This window comes from Heterorhizobium halophytocola (genome assembly GCF_017873095.1).
Taxonomy (GTDB): domain Bacteria; phylum Pseudomonadota; class Alphaproteobacteria; order Rhizobiales; family Rhizobiaceae; genus Allorhizobium; species Allorhizobium halophytocola.
This window is the reverse complement of the sequence record NZ_JAGGJU010000004.1, coordinates 71,609-86,668: the sequence shown is the minus strand read 5'-3', so window position 1 is coordinate 86,668 and position 15,060 is coordinate 71,609. Positions and strand designations below refer to the sequence as shown.

The window sequence follows — 15,060 nt, the reverse complement described above, 5'->3', positions numbered from 1 at the left end:
GCAGGTTATTCCGCCGATAAGCGGCTCCGGTTAGCTGAAAAGGTAAATTGGCGGTAAAGCGAGGCGTCCTGCAGCAGGTCGCCTGTGACCTTTTCGTTCCAGCGAAAGCCGACAATCGCGCCCTTCGGCGTCTGGGCAAACAGATTGCCGGTAAACACGGCCTCTCCGGCCCCCTCGGCGACGCTGACATAGATGCCGATCGGCGCCTTGCGGACGATATTGCCGCTGACGACGATGTCGCGCAGATATTCGCCCCAGCCCACCATCATGCCGTAGCGTGGTGCATCCTCGATGACATTGCCCGACACCAGCGCATCGGCCTCGACGGCAATGCCGAAACCGAAGCCCGCCTCGTCGTCGGCATAGGGGCCGTCGAGCCGCAGGTTGCGGATCAGGTTGCCCGAGACGGTTGACAGGCGTCCGCCCTCGTTGAAATTGCCAAGCACGATGCCGTTGGCCGCCCCGTCGACCAGGTTGTCGGAGACAACGGCGCCCTGGAAGTCGAATTCGACGAAGATCGCCGCTTCGCCGCTTGCCAGGCACTGGTTGCCGGTGATGGCGACATTCGAGGCGGAGTTCGCCCGGATCGCGGAAAAGGCGCAGTCCGACACATGGTTGCCAGCGACCATTACATTGTCGGCGCGAAAGACATTGATGCCGTTGCCGTATTCGCCGGTGCCGCCTTTTTTGGCGGCAATGCGCAAGACGCGGTTGCCGCGCACGATCGCGCCGTCATCGCTCTTTTCCCAGCGGTGCACGAGAATGCCGCCATTGCCGCAATCGCCCACCACATTGTCCTCGATCGAAAGCCTCTCGCATTCGACGGCATAGAGCCCGGCATCACCGGCATGGTTGAGGTTCGAACGCCTGAGCGATCCGCCGCAGCGCTCCAGGGCAATCGCGTGGCCGGCGCTGCCGGTCACCTCGATCGTGTCGAGAATGGCCTCCTTGATATTGGCGAGGTAGACGAGGCCGAGCGCCTGGCTGTCGAGGCGATGGCCGCCGCCGTCGATCACCAGATTGCTGAGACCGATCCGGCCGGCCCGGTCGGCCCTGATGCCGTAGCCGCCTTCGAGGACGATGCGGCTGGCGCCTGCAATGCCGGTCAGCCGGGCACCATCCGGCAGGTCGAGACGGGATATCCGGTATCGGCCGGGCGGCAGGAAGATCGGCAATTGCGCCTTCGCGGCCCTCTCGACGATCGCCTGCAGCGCGACGCTCTGGTCGTCGGTGGAGCGCGGTGAAAGCCCCGCCCGGGCGGCATCGATCGCACCGCGCAGTGGGGTTTCGTCGAGCGATTGCGCCATTGCCCGGCCTGCGAAGGGCAGGGGAGCGAAGGCGCCTGCCAGGCCGCCCGCCAGACCACGCCTCAAAATCTCCCGTCGTCCGATCATCCCCACGCCCGTCCGTTTCCGCTGCGGCATGAGCTTATAGCACCTCTCGAGAATGGAAAGCGAAGGGGCCATGATCCCACCGACGCGATTCGCGCGGCCCTCCGGCGAGGTGCCCGTCCTGATCGCTTCCGACGGGTAGCGACCGCCCGGTCCTTTCGGGAAAAATCCCGATCAAGCCCGACCTCCAAATCCATTTCATCGCGCCTTGGCATGTTCATTCGAATCCAAGCTTCGAGTGTAAGGAAAGACTAGCAGGTTTCGCCATAGAATAGGGGAGGGCCGCTGCCGGCCAGTGCCTGTGCGGGCGCGGCGGCATTTCCCGCGTAGCGAGCGTGCGCTGCTAAACTTCACTCCACTTCCGCTCCATTGTCGTAAATTCTTGGTTAAACTAATATGCTAATATGTCTAAGTGTGGAGTAGCAGATTGGTGCCAGAATTGGTTCTGTTTCATCCCTTCAAGATAAAGCCGCCGCGCACTGACGATGTTTTGCGCGAACTCCATGCCGCCTTTTCGATGGCGCAAGCGACAGACGTCTGCTGTTCGCGTTGCCTTGTTGCCGAACACGACGAGCCGGTCTGTGCCGAAACCTGTCTCGCGGTCACCGATCCGGTTCGTCTGCTGCTCGTTTACAATGTCGATTCAAGCGAAGCGGTGAGGACGGGTGCGATCCGCCACCTGCTGCCCCATGCGCTCGAAACGATGTTCTTCGACGAGGAGGTCTTTCCAAATCTTGCGGTGCAGGCTTTCCGGTCCGGGGCCTGGTTCTGGAGCGAGCCGGAGCAGGCGGCTCTTCGCGACCTGTTCTTCCGGGTGGCGATCAACTGGTTTGCCGGTCGCGAGCCCGAGCCGCTCGCGCTCTCGCCGGACTTCCGGCACTATCCTTCGGGACAGATTTACGGTTGGCGGCAGCCGGCCATGTCGTCGCGGATCATCGAAGCGCTGATCCTGATGCGGGTGCGCCCCGAAGCGGTGATGGACTGGCTGGTCGAGACCGGCGGGCGCCGCGTCATCAACTGGATCGTCCAGGCCGTGACGAGCTGGACCATCATCGACCGGCCCGGCGACGAGGACCTGCGCGACCTGCCGGCCGCCACGCAGCAGTTGATCGCGGTCAAGGCCGCGCTGAACCGGCTGGCGAACCACGCGCTGTTCAATGCCCTGACGCCGGAGCGGCTGTTCGGCTGGTGGCAGGAATGCCTCGAACTCGCCCCCGAGCTCGTCGGCCCCCTCGAGGAACTCGAGGCAGCCTTTTGCGCCCATGACCGCCAGCTGTCGCACGACCAGCAGGTGGCCGACCTGGCGCTGATCGAGACTTTTCTGGCGTCGGGCAACACCTGCCGTGCCATCATGGAAGCCGCGGCGCAAGGATAGGGTCGTCCACGTCCCGATCAGGACCGGGCGGTGCCGTCGAGCTGGCGGCCGAGCGCGCCGCTGAAGAATTCGACGAGACTGGCGGGTGCGTCTGGACCGAGGCAGAGGCCGAGGATCGCATGGGCACCGGTGGCGGCGGCCGCGCTGCGCGCAAACATCCCCTCTTCATATATTGCCAGCGCCGCTTCGCTATCGCCCGGATGGGCAGCCAGCGCCGCACCCAGCTCGGCGCCGTCTAGCATGGCAAGATTGGCACCGTCGCCGGCGGGCGGCATCAGATGCGCGGCATCGCCCAGCAGTGTCACGCCGGCAATCCGCTGCCATTGATGTCCGTCCGGCAGGGCAAAGAGCGGACGCAGCGTCGGTGCCGCCTCGCCATCGGTGATCAGCGCCTTCAGTTCCGGCGCCCATCCCTGGAACTCGGCCGCGATCCGGTCGGTGGCAGCCGCCGCGTCGGCAAAGTCGATAGCGGAAAACCAGTCGAGCGGGCGGTTGAGCGCCACATAGGTGTGCAGCACGCTTCCAGCCTCCCGGTGGGCGAACAGCGCCTGTCCGGGCGCCGGCACAAACAGGCCTCCGCCGCCGACGGCCCTTGCCGCCGCAGGATGGCGCGCGTCGGCGTCGCCGAGATAGGTCTCGACGAAGGATATGCCGATATAGTCTGGCTTGGCGTTGGAAAGCAGCGGCCGCACCTTCGACCAGGCGCCGTCGGCGCCGACCAGCAGGTTGCTCGTCACGGTCGTCCCGTCGGTGAAGGTGAGGGCATGCCGGCCGTCGCCGCGCGGCTCGACATGGGCGAGTTTGCGGCCCCATTTGACCGTGTCCGACGGCAGGGATCGGAGCAAAATCTGCCTGAGATCGCCGCGCAGCACTTCCGGTCGCCCGCCGGTTCCGTCATCGGGCATGTCGAGCAGCACCCTGCCGTCCCGGTCGAGCACGCGCGATGCCTGCCCGCCCTCGCAGATGATCGCCCGGAAGGCGTCGATCAGTCCGGCGGCTTCCAGCGCCTTCTGGCCGTCATGCGCGTGGATGTCGAGCATGCCGCCCTGCCGGCGCGCCTCTGCCGACGGCTCGGCCTCGTAGATCTCGCTTTCGATGCCATGGACATGCAGCACCCGGGCCAGCGTCAGTCCGCCGAGCCCGGCGCCGATGATCGTGACACTGTTCATCATCCTGTTCCTTCGCATCCCAACTGGAACGTCGTTCCATGCTTTGTATTTGGAACATTGTTCCATTCATGTCAAGATGGCGCCATGAAGACAGATAAGAACCAGCCCGAACGCCGCAGCGACGCGCTCTCCAAGGCCCGCATAGTCGAGGCGGCGATCGCTATTCTCGATAGCGGCGGCGAAGGCGCCTTGACCTTTCGGGCACTCGCGGCACGGCTGTCGACCGGGCCGGGCGCGATCTATTGGCATGTCGCCAACAAGAACGAGCTGCTGGGCGCCGCTGCCGACGAGATCATCGGCGGTGTCATGGCAAATGTGGAGCGCGACGCCGCGCCGCAGGCGGTGATCCGGGCGATTGCGCTCGGCGTGTTCGATGCGATCGACCGGCATCCCTGGGTCGGTACGCAGTTCTCCCGTGATCCGCTGCACTCTGCGTCACTGCAGGTTTTCGAGGGGATCGGCGGCAGGCTGCAGGCGCTCGGCGTCTCCGAACGGGTGCTGTTCGATGCCTGGTCGGCGCTGGTCAACTATATCCTCGGGGTTGCCGGGCAGAACGCCGCCAATGCGCGCATCCAGCCGCCCGACACGGATCGCGCGGCCGTGCTGGGCGCGATCGCCGCCCGCTGTGCCAGGCTCGATCCGCTGGAATTTCCGTTCGTACGGCAGGTGGCGGCGCAGTTTCGCGACCATGACGATCGCGAACAGTTTCTCGCCGGCATCGACCTGATCCTGGCGGGCATCGCGACGATCCGCTAGGGCATGTCCCCGACAAGGGGCTCCCGTGTCTCGGCAATGACAAGCACCAAGCCGGGAGGCGGGAGCGCGATCGCCAATCTTGTGGATCGCGCGGTGCTTCAGGCCGTGGTCGAAGGGGCGGGGGCCGCTCCCGCCTCCCGCTCTGCGGCTTTCTCTTCGGCGCGCGCGGTAATGGCGCCGATAAACTGTTCGAACATCTCGGAAAAGCGCGACACGTCGGTCTCGGACCAGTCGGAAACGGCGTCCCGGATCAGCGTGCGCTTGGCGATCCGGATCTGCTTGACCAGATCCAGGCTGTGGTCGGTCAGCCGCACGACGGCGCGGCGGCCATCGGCCTGGCTGACGTCGCGGCGCAGCAGTCCGGCCTCCACCAGCTGGGCGACCATGCGGCTGGCGCGCGACGGGTCGAGCCCGAGCCGCTGGGCGACCGCGCCGACGGTGGCCTCGCCTTCCTCTTCCTCCTCGGCGCGGCGCACCGCCTCGATCACGTCCAGATGGCTGAGCTGCATGCCCACCTGATCGACAACCACCCGTCCGATCACCCGCCGGCTGACCATGCGCCGGATCGCCGACATGGCGAAGTCGATGCGGACGATCGGATCATCGGCGGAGGGATCCGGGTGAACGGCCTGGCTGGACACGGGGCGGCACTCCTGAGGCATTTGTCCTGATTTATTTGACATTGACATTTATATGCTGATCGCACATAGATTGCCAGAGTTCAATCGGAAATTCCCATGGATACCTCGTCTACGCCCAAAGCGGCGGCCGCGTCGGCTGGCGTGCCAGAATCGCTGGTGCCCGATCCGCGCCGCCGGCTCATCGTCTTCCTCGTGCTGATGACCGGCATGTTCATGGCGACGCTCGACAACCAGATCGTCGCGACCGCGCTGCCGACCATTGTCGGCGAATTCGGTGCGCTCGAGCGCTTCGGCTGGGTCGGGTCGGCCTATCTGCTGGCTTCCAGCGCGGTGATGCCGATCTATGGCAAGCTCGGCGACCTGTTCGGCCGCAAATACGTGATCATGGCAGCGGTTGCGATCTTCACCATGGGTTCGCTGGTCTGCGGCCTCGCCGTGTCGATGAACACGCTGATTGCCGCCCGGGTGCTGCAGGCGCTCGGCGGCGGCGGCATCATGGTGTCGATCTTCTCGGTCAACGCCGATCTCTTTGCCCCGCGCGAGAGGGCGAAATACCAGAGCTATTCGAGCCTGGTGCTGATGATGTCCGGCGCCATCGGCCCAGTGCTCGGCGGCACGCTGTCCGACCTGTTCGGCTGGCGCTCGATCTTCCTGGTGAACCTGCCGATCGGCATCGCGGTGCTGATCCTGCTTGCCATTCTGCTGCCTTATCGCCGCCCGCAACGCCGTCCGAAGATCGACTTTCTCGGCGCGGCGCTGCTGGCCGGCGCCATCGCGACAGTGGTGCTGTGGGCCGACAGCGGCCAGATCTTCGGCTCGCTCGTCGCCTCCGGCAGCCTCATGACGCTGGCACTCGGCGCGCTCTGCGCCACCGCATGGGTGTTCGTCGAGCGCCGGGCGCCCGAGCCGGTGATGCCGCTGTCGCTGTTCAAGAGCCCGACCTTCTCGCTGATGCTGGTGATCTCGATCGGCAGCGGCGCCGTCGGCATCGGCATGGTCAACTACACCGCGCTGTTCCTGCAGACGACGACGGGACTGTCGCCGTCACTGGCCGGCCTGATGTTCGTCATCACCACCGGCGGCATTGCGGCGGGTTCGCTGACCGCGGGACGGCTGATTTCCCGCAGCGGCCGCTACAAGATCTTCTCGATCGCCAGCACCGCGACCATGGTGCTCGCCATGCTGCTGTTCTCGCGGCTGGGTGCCGGCACGCCGATCATCCTGATCGGAGCGGTCATGCTGTTCCAGGGGCTCGGCATCGGCGTCGGCCAGCAGGTGCCGATCATCGGCGTGCAGAACGCCTCGCGCGTCGGCGATGTCGGGGCGGCCACCGGGGCCGTGACCCTGACCCGCATGGCCGGTGCCTCGCTCGGCATTTCGATCTACAATGCGATCGTCTCTTCGGGCATTGCCGGCAGCGGCCTGAAAATCCCGGGTGTCGAGAGCATCGAGCAGTTGACGCCGAAGGCGCTGGCAGGCCTGCCGGCCGAGATGCAGCAGAAGATCGCCGAGGTCTATGCCGAGGCTTTCCACCCGATGTATCTGGCGGCCGCTGCCCTGTGCGGCATGGCGTTCCTCGCCGCCCTGGCGTTGAAGAACACGCAACTGCCGACCCACAAGCTGGACCCGACGGCCAATGCGAAGGTCGTACCGGCAAAATAGCCGCTGTCGCCCCAGGGCGACAGCTTCGCGCCAGCCGCGGGCGTCAGACTGGGCCGGAGTTTGGATCTGGTACCGAAGCGGTTTGCGATGACCTTCAGTTTTTCACGTCTGTTCCGGCGGCTTTTTCTCGTGCCGTTGATGGTGGGGCTTTCCGGCCTGTCGGGCTGCATCCTCGTGAACGACAATTCCAGCATGAATGTTGATACCTTCCAGGATCAGGTCTCGCCCGTCTGGTATCCGCCGGCCCGCAATCCGCCGGCGGTCGTGCAGCCGGTGCCGGAAAAGCGCAATCTCTACCAGACGCAGTTCCACCAGACCTATGGCCTGCCGGTCGCATCCCCGGTCAGCCGTCTCTATTACGGCGAGGTGCGCGACGACGACCGCACCGTGCCGGCCGTTCCGGTGTCGCGCGTCGACCAGCGGTTCCTGCGCCAGGAAGTCTCCTACCAGACGCCGGAAAAGCCGGGCACCATCGTCGTCGACACCGCCGCCCATTTTCTCTATCTCGTTCAGCCGGACGGCAAGGCAATGCGCTACGGCGTCGGCCTTGGCCGCCAGGGCTACGCGTGGAAGGGCAGAGGCGTGATCGCGTGGAAGCAGAAATGGCCGCGCTGGACGCCGAGCGACGACATGGTCTCGCGGCAGCCGGATCTTCGGCCTGTCTCGGCATCTGAAGGCGGCATGGAAGCCGGTCTCAACAACCCGCTCGGCGCGCGTGCGCTCTATATCTACAAGGACGGCAAGGATACGCTCTACCGCGTCCATGGCACGCCGGACTGGCAATCGGTCGGCAAGGCGACCTCGTCGGGCTGCGTGCGGATGTTCAACCAGGACGTCATCGATCTCTATGAGCGGGTCGGCGCCAAGGCCCAGATCGTCGTGATCTGAAGCCTGTCTCCCGAGGGAGCCACCTGCGCCTGCTGCAGACTTCTGCAAGAACAGAGATCCGGGGTGCGCAAGCGGCGCCGGACGATCGCGACGGGGTTCATCCGGGCAGGCCGAGCCCCTCCCTCTTGCGCTTCCCGACCTCTTCGTGCCGTCCAAGATTACCAATTATTCACTGTATCTCGCGATGATGTGAACATCCAAACCAGGCGAGAGTGTTGCTAAAATACGGCAGCCTCCCGATAGTCCCGGCGTTGCGGAACAATCATTGGCATACCGACTTTGATGATTGTACCGTTGTTCCCGTATCCACGAGGTCTTCCGAAAATCCATGTCCGCCAGCCATTTATCGTCTCGTCGCCAGTTCCTTTCCTTTGCTGGCCTCGGCGCCGCCAGTCTGCTGACCAGCTGTGCCTCCTCCGGCGGGCCTGCTCCTGTCACCACAATTACCTACCGCAACGGTCAGGCGCCGGGCGTCGTTCAGGCCCCGCTGCGCAATGGCCGCAGCCCCGAACTCGACGCCATGTATGGCGAGATCTTTGACGGCGGCTTTGTCATCCCGGCAGTTCCCTACTGGAAGATCGATGCGCGCTATTACCGCCAGCGGGTCGTCGATCCGACCGGCCAGCCGCCCGGCACGATCGTGGTCGATACGCCGAGCCGCTTCCTGTATCTGGTCGAATCCGGCGGCACCGCCATGCGCTACGGCGTCGGTATCGGCCGCCAGGGCTTTGCCTGGCAGGGCGACGGCGTGATCCAGTGGCGCCAGAAATGGCCGACCTGGACCCCGCCGAACGAGATGATCGCCCGCCAGCCGGAGCTGACGAAATATTCGGCCAAGAATGGCGGCATGCAGCCGGGCCTGATGAACCCGCTCGGTGCGCGTGCGCTCTACATCTTCCACAATGGCGAGGATACGCTCTACCGCCTGCACGGATCGCCGGAATGGAATTCCATCGGCCGCGCCGTCTCGTCGGGCTGCGTGCGCCTGATGAACCAGGACATCATCGATCTCTATGATCGCGTGCCCGAGCACGCCAAGATCATCGTGCGCCAGTAACCATCGACAGGACGCCGGTCCGCCGGCGGCCTCTCCTTTAGGGTGTGCGTGCGATAAAATGCGCGCACCGCCATGAAGTGCACACAGTTGCTGTTTCAAAGACCGGAACTGATTTCAGAGGTTGTGCGTCGGATCGGGTTTACGGAAAGGGCAGGGGAAACCCTGCCTTTTTTGGCAAAAGAAGGTCGCCCTTTGGCGGCCTCAGTTCGCCGTCCAGCCCGGGACACCCTTGGCCCTGCGTGAAGCCAGCGCCCTCTATTCGACCTTTTCCAGATTGTCCTTCAGCAGATGCAGCCGGTCGCGCAGGTCCACCATCTCGCTCATCTTGCAGCCGGTGGCACGGCCGATCGACAGCATGATCTTTTCGGCGGCCGCTTCCATCGCCCGGCCTTCCGCCGTCAGGTAGATCCGCACCTGGCGCTCGTCGGTCTCGTCGCGGCGCTTGGCGATCCGCGATGCGAGTTCCAGCCGGCGCAACAGCGGCGACAGCGTGCCCGAATCGAGCCCCAGTTGCGTGCCCAGCGCCTTGACCGTGGTGCCGTCCTTCTCCCACAGCGCCATCATCACGATATATTGCGGGTAGGTAAGTCCGAGCGGGTCGAGCAGCGGCTTGTAGGCGCGGGTAAAGGCGTGCGCCGCGCCGTAGAGCGCGAAGCAGAGCTGCTGGTCCAGCCGGACGGCGGGCTTGCTGGCCTCATCTGTCATGGTCGCCATCTCTCGTTCAGTTTGGCCAGAGTGTCGCAATTTGCGGCAGCACTTGCAATGCCATGGCCAAAAATGCGCCAATATAGATTGCACGCAATTTAATATCGTGATATCTGTTAAGCCGATCCATACGGACCGCCTGCGCCAGGTTGCCCGAACCACCACCAAGAGAAACACCGCATCGCCAGATGCCCGAAAGGAGAAAACACCATGGCTATCCTCTACACCGCTAACGCATCCGCAACCGGTGGCCGCGCCGGCCGCGCCCATTCCGACAATGGCGCTCTCGACGTCACCCTGACCGTTCCGAAGGAACTGGGCGGCGACGGTGCCACCGGCACCAATCCCGAGCAGCTGTTTGCCGCCGGCTATTCCGCCTGCTTCCTCGGCGCGCTGAAGAATGTGGCCGGCAAGGAAAAGGTGAAGATCCCGGAAGACACGAAGGTCTCGACCAAGGTCGGCATCGGCCCGCGCGAAGACGGCACCGGCTTCGGCATCGAGGTCGCGATCACCGTCGAAATTCCCGGCATGGACAAGGCGCAGGCCGAGGATCTGGTCGCCAAGGCCCATATCGTCTGCCCCTACAGCCATGCCATGCGCACCTCGACCGAGGTTCCGGTCTCGGTCGCCTGAGGCGAGCCCGGGTCCACGATCTCAGTACCGAACGCAATGCGGGGCCGCCAGGCCCCGCAATCGTCTCGTGGTATTCCGTATCGTGAGATTCGTGCCGCGCTCTATTCGACGGCGAGTTGCTGCCGCTGAAACGCAACATATCCGACGACCGCCGGGACGACCAGCCAGACCGCCAGCACCAGCAGGCCGTTTGCACCGATGACGGCGTCGGCCCCCGAAGACAGCCAGTTCCTCAGCGCCTGCGCCCCGTAATAGGGCATCGGAACGACCGGCAATTTGCCGGCGAGATAGACCTGGACGGCCGTCGCACCGAGGGCCAGCAGGAAGGCCGAGATCACCGCGGCGATCATCGAGCGGGCGATGATGGTAATGGCCGAGACGACCGCGGCCAGCACCGCGAGTTCCGCAAGCGAGATGCAGAACTGACCGGCCAGCAGGGGCAGTCCGCCCGGATCGACGATGAGGGAGGCGAGCCCGCCTGCACCAGTCAGCGCGAACAGGATGTTGGTGGCGAGGTCGCCGGCAGCCGCGACAATCAGGCTGGCGCCAAGGCAGGTCAGGCAGGCCAGCAGTTTGGCGGCCCACAGCGCCCCCCGGGCGGCACGCGGCACCATCAGCCGCCATGTGGCATGGCGGTATTCGGCAAAGAACACCGTGGATATGGCGATGGCAAAAAGCAGTTGCGCCACCGAATTGCCGGAGATGGCAAGAGAGCGGGCGGCCGACTGCAAGAGGTCGCCGCCGCCGAGCGTGCGGCCTGCCCGCAGGAAAACCATGCCCTCGAGCGCGGCCTTGAACAGGATCGCCGCAAGCGGCGGCGCCAGAAAGCCCCAGAACAGGATGGAGGGCTGGCGGAAAAGCTTCAGCAGTTCGGCCCGGTACAGCGCGCTCATTCGCCGCTCTCCCGCGTTTCGGACAGGAAGACCTGCTCCAGGTCCGGTTTGATCCATTTGGCTTCGTGGATCCGCACGCCGGATGTTGCCAGCGACTGGATGAGGTCCGGCACTGCCTCGCGCGCCGTCTGCACATAGACCCCGCCATCACCGGCTTCGGCCGCTGCGCCGAGGCGGGCCAGCACGACGTCCGGGGCATCGACGGCCAGAAAGAAGCGTCCCTGCCGGTCGAGCAGGTCGGCGACATCGCCCTCGGCGGCCAGCTTGCCGCGTCTGAGGATCGCCACGTGGTCGCAGACCCGTTCGACCTCGTCCAGCAGATGGCTGGAGAGCAGCACGGTCACGCCGTCCTGCTCGGTCAGTTCGCGGATCAGCGAGCGCATCTCCAGAATGCCGTCCGGATCGAGCCCGTTGGTCGGCTCGTCGAGCACCACTGCCTGAGGTTGCCCGATCAGCGCGCAGCCGATCCCCAGTCGCTGTTTCATGCCAAGGGAAAAGCTTGAAACCCGTTTGTCGGCGGCTCCCAGGATGCCGACACGCCGCAGCACCGGCTCCACTCTCTGGGTCGTCCCGGTCAGCCGGGCCAGCATCTGCAGATGTTCGCGCGCGGTCAGGAACGGATAGAAGCTCGGCGTTTCCACCAGCATGCCGAGCCTGCGCCGCGCGGCGGGTCCGGCCGCCTCGCCAAAGATCTGCACAGTGCCCCGGTCGGGCCGGATCAGGCCGGCGATGATCCGCAGCAGCGTGCTCTTGCCGGCACCGTTCGGCCCGAGCAGGCCGTAGACCTTGCCGGCCGGAACGGTGAGCGACAGGCCGTCGAGGGCGGCCACCGAACGGGCGCCGAAACCATAGCGCTTTTCAATCGCCCGGATGGCGATGGCATCGCCGGCTCCTGCCGCGTCGGTCATCGGCCGACCCCGCCGGCACGGGCTCTGTCCGCGGTTCTTCTCGGCGCGTGTGCTCGGTACTGCAATGATCGATCCTGTCGTCTGTCGCTGGTCGGACCGCAGTCATAGGGGCTCGCCCCGTCGCCTGGCAAGGCAGGCAGGGCCGGACGGCGCATTTTCAGGATGCCGGATACCTCGCGGCACCATCGGCGAGTGCCGGGGGAGGGGGAAGCTCAGCCGCCGATCTCGATCAGCGCCTTGCGCACATGGTCGGCGTCGGTCTCGACGAGCCGTGCCTCGACCGCCGCATGGGTCTTTTTCCAGATCGGCAATGCCTCGACCAGCACGGCCATGCCGTCCTTCGTCAGCGCCAGCCGCTTCGACCGCCGGTCGTTCGCGTCCGGCTCGACGCGCACCCAGCCGCGCTGCGCAAGCGGCTTCAGCGCTGCCGTCAGCGTCGTGCGGTCGGTGCCGAGCAGCGTGGCGACAGGTCCCATCGGCGGCGGTTCCGGCCGGTTCAGCGCCATCAGCAGCGAGAACTGCTGGTTGGTCAGGCCGACAGGCTTCAACGCGGTGTCGAATTCGCGCGCTATGGTGCGGGCCGCGCGTTGCAGATGCATGCACAGACAGGTGTCCCGGACATGCAGGGTGGTCGCGAACGGTATGATTTCGGGATTTGACATGAGTTATATGTGTTGATATCAACTTAAAAGTCAAGTGGAAGCTTCGGGGAGGACCCAGTTATGCAGCATTCCGTGGTGTCGAGGGAAGAGTGGTTGAGCGCCCGCAAGGCGCTTTTGCAACGGGAAAAGGAGCTTACGAAGGCGCGCGATGCGGTCAATGCCGAGCGCCTGCAGCTTCCCTGGGTCCGGATCGACAAGGCCTATGCCTTCGATACGCCGGCCGGCCGCATGTCGCTGGGCGATCTGTTCGACGGACGCAGCCAGCTTCTGGTCTATCATTTCATGTTCGGTCCCGACTGGGATGCCGGCTGCCCCGGCTGCTCCTTCCTGGCTGACCACATCGGCGGCGCGCTCGTGCATCTCAACAACCACGATGTGACGCTGACCTGCGTGGCGCGCGCGCCGCTTGCCAAGATCGAAGCCTACAAGCGCCGCATGGGCTGGGATTTTCCCTGGGTGTCGTCCTTCGGCTCCGACTTCAATTTCGACTTCCATGTCTCCTTCACCCGCCAGGAACTGGAGGCCGGTCCGGTCGATTACAACTACCGCCCGACGCCGCCGGAACAGGCGCATGACGAACTGCCCGGCCTGTCATCCTTCTATCGCGATGGCGAGGGTAATATCTTTCATACCTATTCGAACTATGCCCGCGGCGGCGAGGAAATGCTGGGCGCGCTGATGTTTCTCGATTGCGCGCCGCTCGGCCGCAACGAGACCGGCACCCTGAGCTTCGTCAAGCGGCATGACGAATATCGGAAAACCCCGGCAAAGGCTGTCTGCTGCCAGTAAGGCCGGTGATCGCTTCAGAAATCCTGGATACCGCAGCCAATTTCGACGCAAAGTCTGATCGAGGAGCATGACGATGAAACACGGCAATTTCATCTGGTACGAGCTGGTCACCACCGACCCGGCGGCGGCAGCCGATTTCTACGGCAAGGTGATGGGCTGGGAGGCCGATCCCGAGGCCGGCAAGACGCTCGGCGCCGGCGACTATACCGTCGTGCAGGTGCCGGGCTTTCCCATGGGCGTGGCCGGCATGATGCAACTGACGCAGCAGATGGCCGACAATGGCGGCCGTCCGGCCTGGATGGGCTATGTCGCGGTCGACGATGTCGAGGCGACGATTGCGGCCTTCGAGGCGTCGGGCGGCAAGGCCCATATGGGCCCCGCCGACATCCCGAATGTCGGGCGCATCGCGGTCGTCGCGGATCCGCAAGGCGCCATCATCTGCCTGCTGAAGCCGCTCGCGATGGATGGTCCGATGCCGCCCGCCCCGGCCGAGAATGCGCCGGGAACCTTCGGCTGGCGCGAACTTTATGCCGACAACGGCGACACGGTCTTCGACTTCTATGCAGGGACCTTCGGCTGGCAGAAGGACAGGGCGGTCGATATGGGCGAGATGGGGGTCTACCAGCTGTTCAAGCTGGACGGGCCGGCACTTGGCGGCATGATGACCAAGATGCCGCAAATGCCGATGCCGTTCTGGAACTACTACGTCAATGTCGAGGATATCGAGGCGGCGATCGCCCGGGTCAACGAGGCCGGCGGCACCGTGATCAACGGCCCGCACGAAGTGCCCGGTGGCGCGATGATCGTCCAGGCGCTCGATCCGCAAGGCGCGATGTTCTCGATGACGGCACCGCCCAAGGGGTGATGGCCGAGGGAGGGATCCGCTCTGCCCGGGCGCCCGGGCGACAAGAGAACTGTGCGTGCGTTGCGCGCCGTTCCGGATGCGGCCTCAGCTCACCTTGGTGAACAGCGCCTTGCGCTCGATCGTCTCGCCGGACAGCGTGAAGATGCCATCGCCGCGGTAATGCAGCATCTTCATCTCCTCGGCATAGTCGGAGACATGGGCCTTCACCACTTCGAAGATGAAGAAATTATAGTCGTCGATCAGCCTGCCGTCGTGCAGGTGGCATTCGAAGCTGGCAAAGCACTCACCGATCAGCGGTGCCTCGACCGCATCCGCCGGCATTTTCGTCAGGCCGAATTCGGCGAACTTGTCGACCTGGGCGCCGCTTGAATTGCCGATCTTCGCCACCGTATCGACAAGCGAGGCATCGGGAATGTTGATGACGCATTCCTCCGAGGCGCGGATCATCTCGAAGGAATGATTGCCCGCCGAAATCATCGCGCCGACCAGCGAGGGCGAAAATTCCATGACCGTCAGCCAGCCATGGGCCATGATATTGCTGCGATTGCGCCAGCTGGAACTGATCAGCACGGTAGGCCCCGCCTCGAGGAAATGGCGGATACGGGCGACGGGATATTCGGATTTGGCATAGGCCGGATGCGGCACGGACAGGCTCTTGCAGGATCG

General features: G+C 64.8%; 16 protein-coding genes. 8 read left to right on the top strand and 8 right to left on the bottom strand.

The window, feature by feature from the left end; translation table 11 throughout:
* Window positions 1-5: 5 nt before the first annotated feature.
* Window positions 6-1,394: a TIGR03808 family TAT-translocated repetitive protein gene (locus tag J2Z17_RS08255; RefSeq protein WP_209943856.1), complete on the bottom strand. Its 1,389-nt coding sequence runs from the start codon at window positions 1,392-1,394 to the stop codon at window positions 6-8.
* Window positions 1,395-1,821: 427 nt separating this feature from the next.
* Between J2Z17_RS08255 and J2Z17_RS08250 the strand changes: the two genes are divergently transcribed.
* On the top strand, window positions 1,822-2,766 hold the full coding sequence (locus tag J2Z17_RS08250; RefSeq protein WP_209943855.1) for a hypothetical protein: 945 nt from the start codon (window positions 1,822-1,824) through the stop codon (window positions 2,764-2,766).
* Between the two features lie 17 nt (window positions 2,767-2,783).
* Here the strand turns inward: J2Z17_RS08250 and J2Z17_RS08245 are convergent, their stop codons facing one another.
* Window positions 2,784-3,938, bottom strand: coding sequence for an FAD-dependent oxidoreductase (locus tag J2Z17_RS08245; protein WP_209943854.1), 1,155 nt, complete (start codon window positions 3,936-3,938; stop codon window positions 2,784-2,786).
* Between the two features lie 81 nt (window positions 3,939-4,019).
* On the opposite strand from J2Z17_RS08245, the gene J2Z17_RS08240 reads away from it, so the two are divergent.
* Entirely contained in the window at window positions 4,020-4,691 is a 672-nt protein-coding gene (locus tag J2Z17_RS08240; RefSeq protein WP_209943853.1) for a TetR/AcrR family transcriptional regulator, read from the top strand.
* A gap of 98 nt (window positions 4,692-4,789) precedes the next feature.
* Here J2Z17_RS08240 and J2Z17_RS08235 read toward each other — a convergent pair whose 3' ends face one another.
* Window positions 4,790-5,332, bottom strand: coding sequence for a MarR family winged helix-turn-helix transcriptional regulator (locus J2Z17_RS08235; RefSeq protein ID WP_342454386.1), 543 nt, complete (start codon window positions 5,330-5,332; stop codon window positions 4,790-4,792).
* Between the two features lie 96 nt (window positions 5,333-5,428).
* Here J2Z17_RS08235 and J2Z17_RS08230 point away from each other — a divergent pair, with 96 nt between their 5' ends.
* The 3 genes from J2Z17_RS08230 to J2Z17_RS08220 all read left to right on the top strand — a co-directional run bounded on the left by J2Z17_RS08230 (window position 5,429) and on the right by J2Z17_RS08220 (window position 8,939).
* Window positions 5,429-6,994 (top strand): MDR family MFS transporter, encoded by a 1,566-nt coding sequence (locus J2Z17_RS08230; protein ID WP_209943851.1) that lies wholly within the window; start codon window positions 5,429-5,431, stop codon window positions 6,992-6,994.
* A gap of 87 nt (window positions 6,995-7,081) precedes the next feature.
* Window positions 7,082-7,882: a L,D-transpeptidase gene (locus J2Z17_RS08225; RefSeq protein WP_209943850.1), complete on the top strand. Its 801-nt coding sequence runs from the start codon at window positions 7,082-7,084 to the stop codon at window positions 7,880-7,882.
* Window positions 7,883-8,210: 328 nt separating this feature from the next.
* Window positions 8,211-8,939 (top strand): L,D-transpeptidase, encoded by a 729-nt coding sequence (locus J2Z17_RS08220; protein WP_209943849.1) that lies wholly within the window; start codon window positions 8,211-8,213, stop codon window positions 8,937-8,939.
* 255 nt (window positions 8,940-9,194) lie between these two features.
* Here J2Z17_RS08220 and J2Z17_RS08215 read toward each other — a convergent pair whose 3' ends face one another.
* Entirely contained in the window at window positions 9,195-9,644 is a 450-nt protein-coding gene (locus J2Z17_RS08215) for a MarR family winged helix-turn-helix transcriptional regulator (protein ID WP_209943848.1), read from the bottom strand.
* A gap of 210 nt (window positions 9,645-9,854) precedes the next feature.
* On the opposite strand from J2Z17_RS08215, the gene J2Z17_RS08210 reads away from it, so the two are divergent.
* The gene (locus J2Z17_RS08210; protein ID WP_209943847.1) at window positions 9,855-10,277 is read left to right on the top strand and encodes an organic hydroperoxide resistance protein; all 423 of its coding nucleotides are present in this window, start codon (window positions 9,855-9,857) and stop codon (window positions 10,275-10,277) included.
* 101 nt (window positions 10,278-10,378) lie between these two features.
* Here the strand turns inward: J2Z17_RS08210 and J2Z17_RS08205 are convergent, their stop codons facing one another.
* The 3 genes from J2Z17_RS08205 to J2Z17_RS08195 form a co-directional block, all read right to left on the bottom strand.
* Complete coding sequence (locus tag J2Z17_RS08205) at window positions 10,379-11,170, bottom strand: hypothetical protein (protein ID WP_209943846.1); 792 nt, start codon at window positions 11,168-11,170, stop codon at window positions 10,379-10,381.
* A complete protein-coding gene (locus J2Z17_RS08200; protein WP_209943845.1) occupies window positions 11,167-12,078 on the bottom strand; it encodes an ABC transporter ATP-binding protein in 912 nt (303 codons plus the stop codon). Before J2Z17_RS08200 ends, J2Z17_RS08205 begins: the two co-directional genes overlap by 4 nt.
* Window positions 12,079-12,290: 212 nt before the next feature.
* Window positions 12,291-12,740 carry a MarR family winged helix-turn-helix transcriptional regulator gene (locus J2Z17_RS08195; RefSeq protein ID WP_209943844.1) on the bottom strand — a complete coding sequence of 150 codons (450 nt, stop codon included), beginning with the start codon at window positions 12,738-12,740 and terminating at the stop codon, window positions 12,291-12,293.
* Window positions 12,741-12,800: 60 nt separating this feature from the next.
* Between J2Z17_RS08195 and J2Z17_RS08190 the strand changes: the two genes are divergently transcribed.
* Window positions 12,801-13,529 (top strand): DUF899 domain-containing protein, encoded by a 729-nt coding sequence (locus J2Z17_RS08190; RefSeq protein WP_209943843.1) that lies wholly within the window; start codon window positions 12,801-12,803, stop codon window positions 13,527-13,529.
* A gap of 73 nt (window positions 13,530-13,602) precedes the next feature.
* Entirely contained in the window at window positions 13,603-14,394 is a 792-nt protein-coding gene (locus J2Z17_RS08185; RefSeq protein ID WP_342454385.1) for a VOC family protein, read from the top strand.
* An 84-nt stretch (window positions 14,395-14,478) separates the two neighbouring features.
* On the opposite strand, the gene J2Z17_RS08180 is transcribed toward J2Z17_RS08185, so the two are convergent.
* The gene (locus J2Z17_RS08180; protein ID WP_209943841.1) at window positions 14,479-15,039 is read right to left on the bottom strand and encodes a flavin reductase family protein; all 561 of its coding nucleotides are present in this window, start codon (window positions 15,037-15,039) and stop codon (window positions 14,479-14,481) included.
* Window positions 15,040-15,060: the final 21 nt, after the last annotated feature.

Coding starts and splice junctions, on each gene's coding strand:
- J2Z17_RS08210 (WP_209943847.1), top strand. CDS start 9,855: ATGGCTATCCTCTACACCGCTAACGCATCCGCAACCGGTGGCCGCGCC.
- J2Z17_RS08190 (WP_209943843.1), top strand. CDS start 12,801: ATGCAGCATTCCGTGGTGTCGAGGGAAGAGTGGTTGAGCGCCCGCAAG.
- J2Z17_RS08225 (WP_209943850.1), top strand. CDS start 7,082: ATGACCTTCAGTTTTTCACGTCTGTTCCGGCGGCTTTTTCTCGTGCCG.
- J2Z17_RS08240 (WP_209943853.1), top strand. CDS start 4,020: ATGAAGACAGATAAGAACCAGCCCGAACGCCGCAGCGACGCGCTCTCC.
- J2Z17_RS08215 (WP_209943848.1), bottom strand. CDS start 9,644: ATGACAGATGAGGCCAGCAAGCCCGCCGTCCGGCTGGACCAGCAGCTC.
- J2Z17_RS08205 (WP_209943846.1), bottom strand. CDS start 11,170: ATGAGCGCGCTGTACCGGGCCGAACTGCTGAAGCTTTTCCGCCAGCCC.
- J2Z17_RS08195 (WP_209943844.1), bottom strand. CDS start 12,740: ATGTCAAATCCCGAAATCATACCGTTCGCGACCACCCTGCATGTCCGG.
- J2Z17_RS08220 (WP_209943849.1), top strand. CDS start 8,211: ATGTCCGCCAGCCATTTATCGTCTCGTCGCCAGTTCCTTTCCTTTGCT.
- J2Z17_RS08245 (WP_209943854.1), bottom strand. CDS start 3,938: ATGATGAACAGTGTCACGATCATCGGCGCCGGGCTCGGCGGACTGACG.
- J2Z17_RS08185 (WP_342454385.1), top strand. CDS start 13,603: ATGAAACACGGCAATTTCATCTGGTACGAGCTGGTCACCACCGACCCG.
- J2Z17_RS08255 (WP_209943856.1), bottom strand. CDS start 1,394: ATGATCGGACGACGGGAGATTTTGAGGCGTGGTCTGGCGGGCGGCCTG.
- J2Z17_RS08230 (WP_209943851.1), top strand. CDS start 5,429: ATGGATACCTCGTCTACGCCCAAAGCGGCGGCCGCGTCGGCTGGCGTG.
- J2Z17_RS08200 (WP_209943845.1), bottom strand. CDS start 12,078: ATGACCGACGCGGCAGGAGCCGGCGATGCCATCGCCATCCGGGCGATT.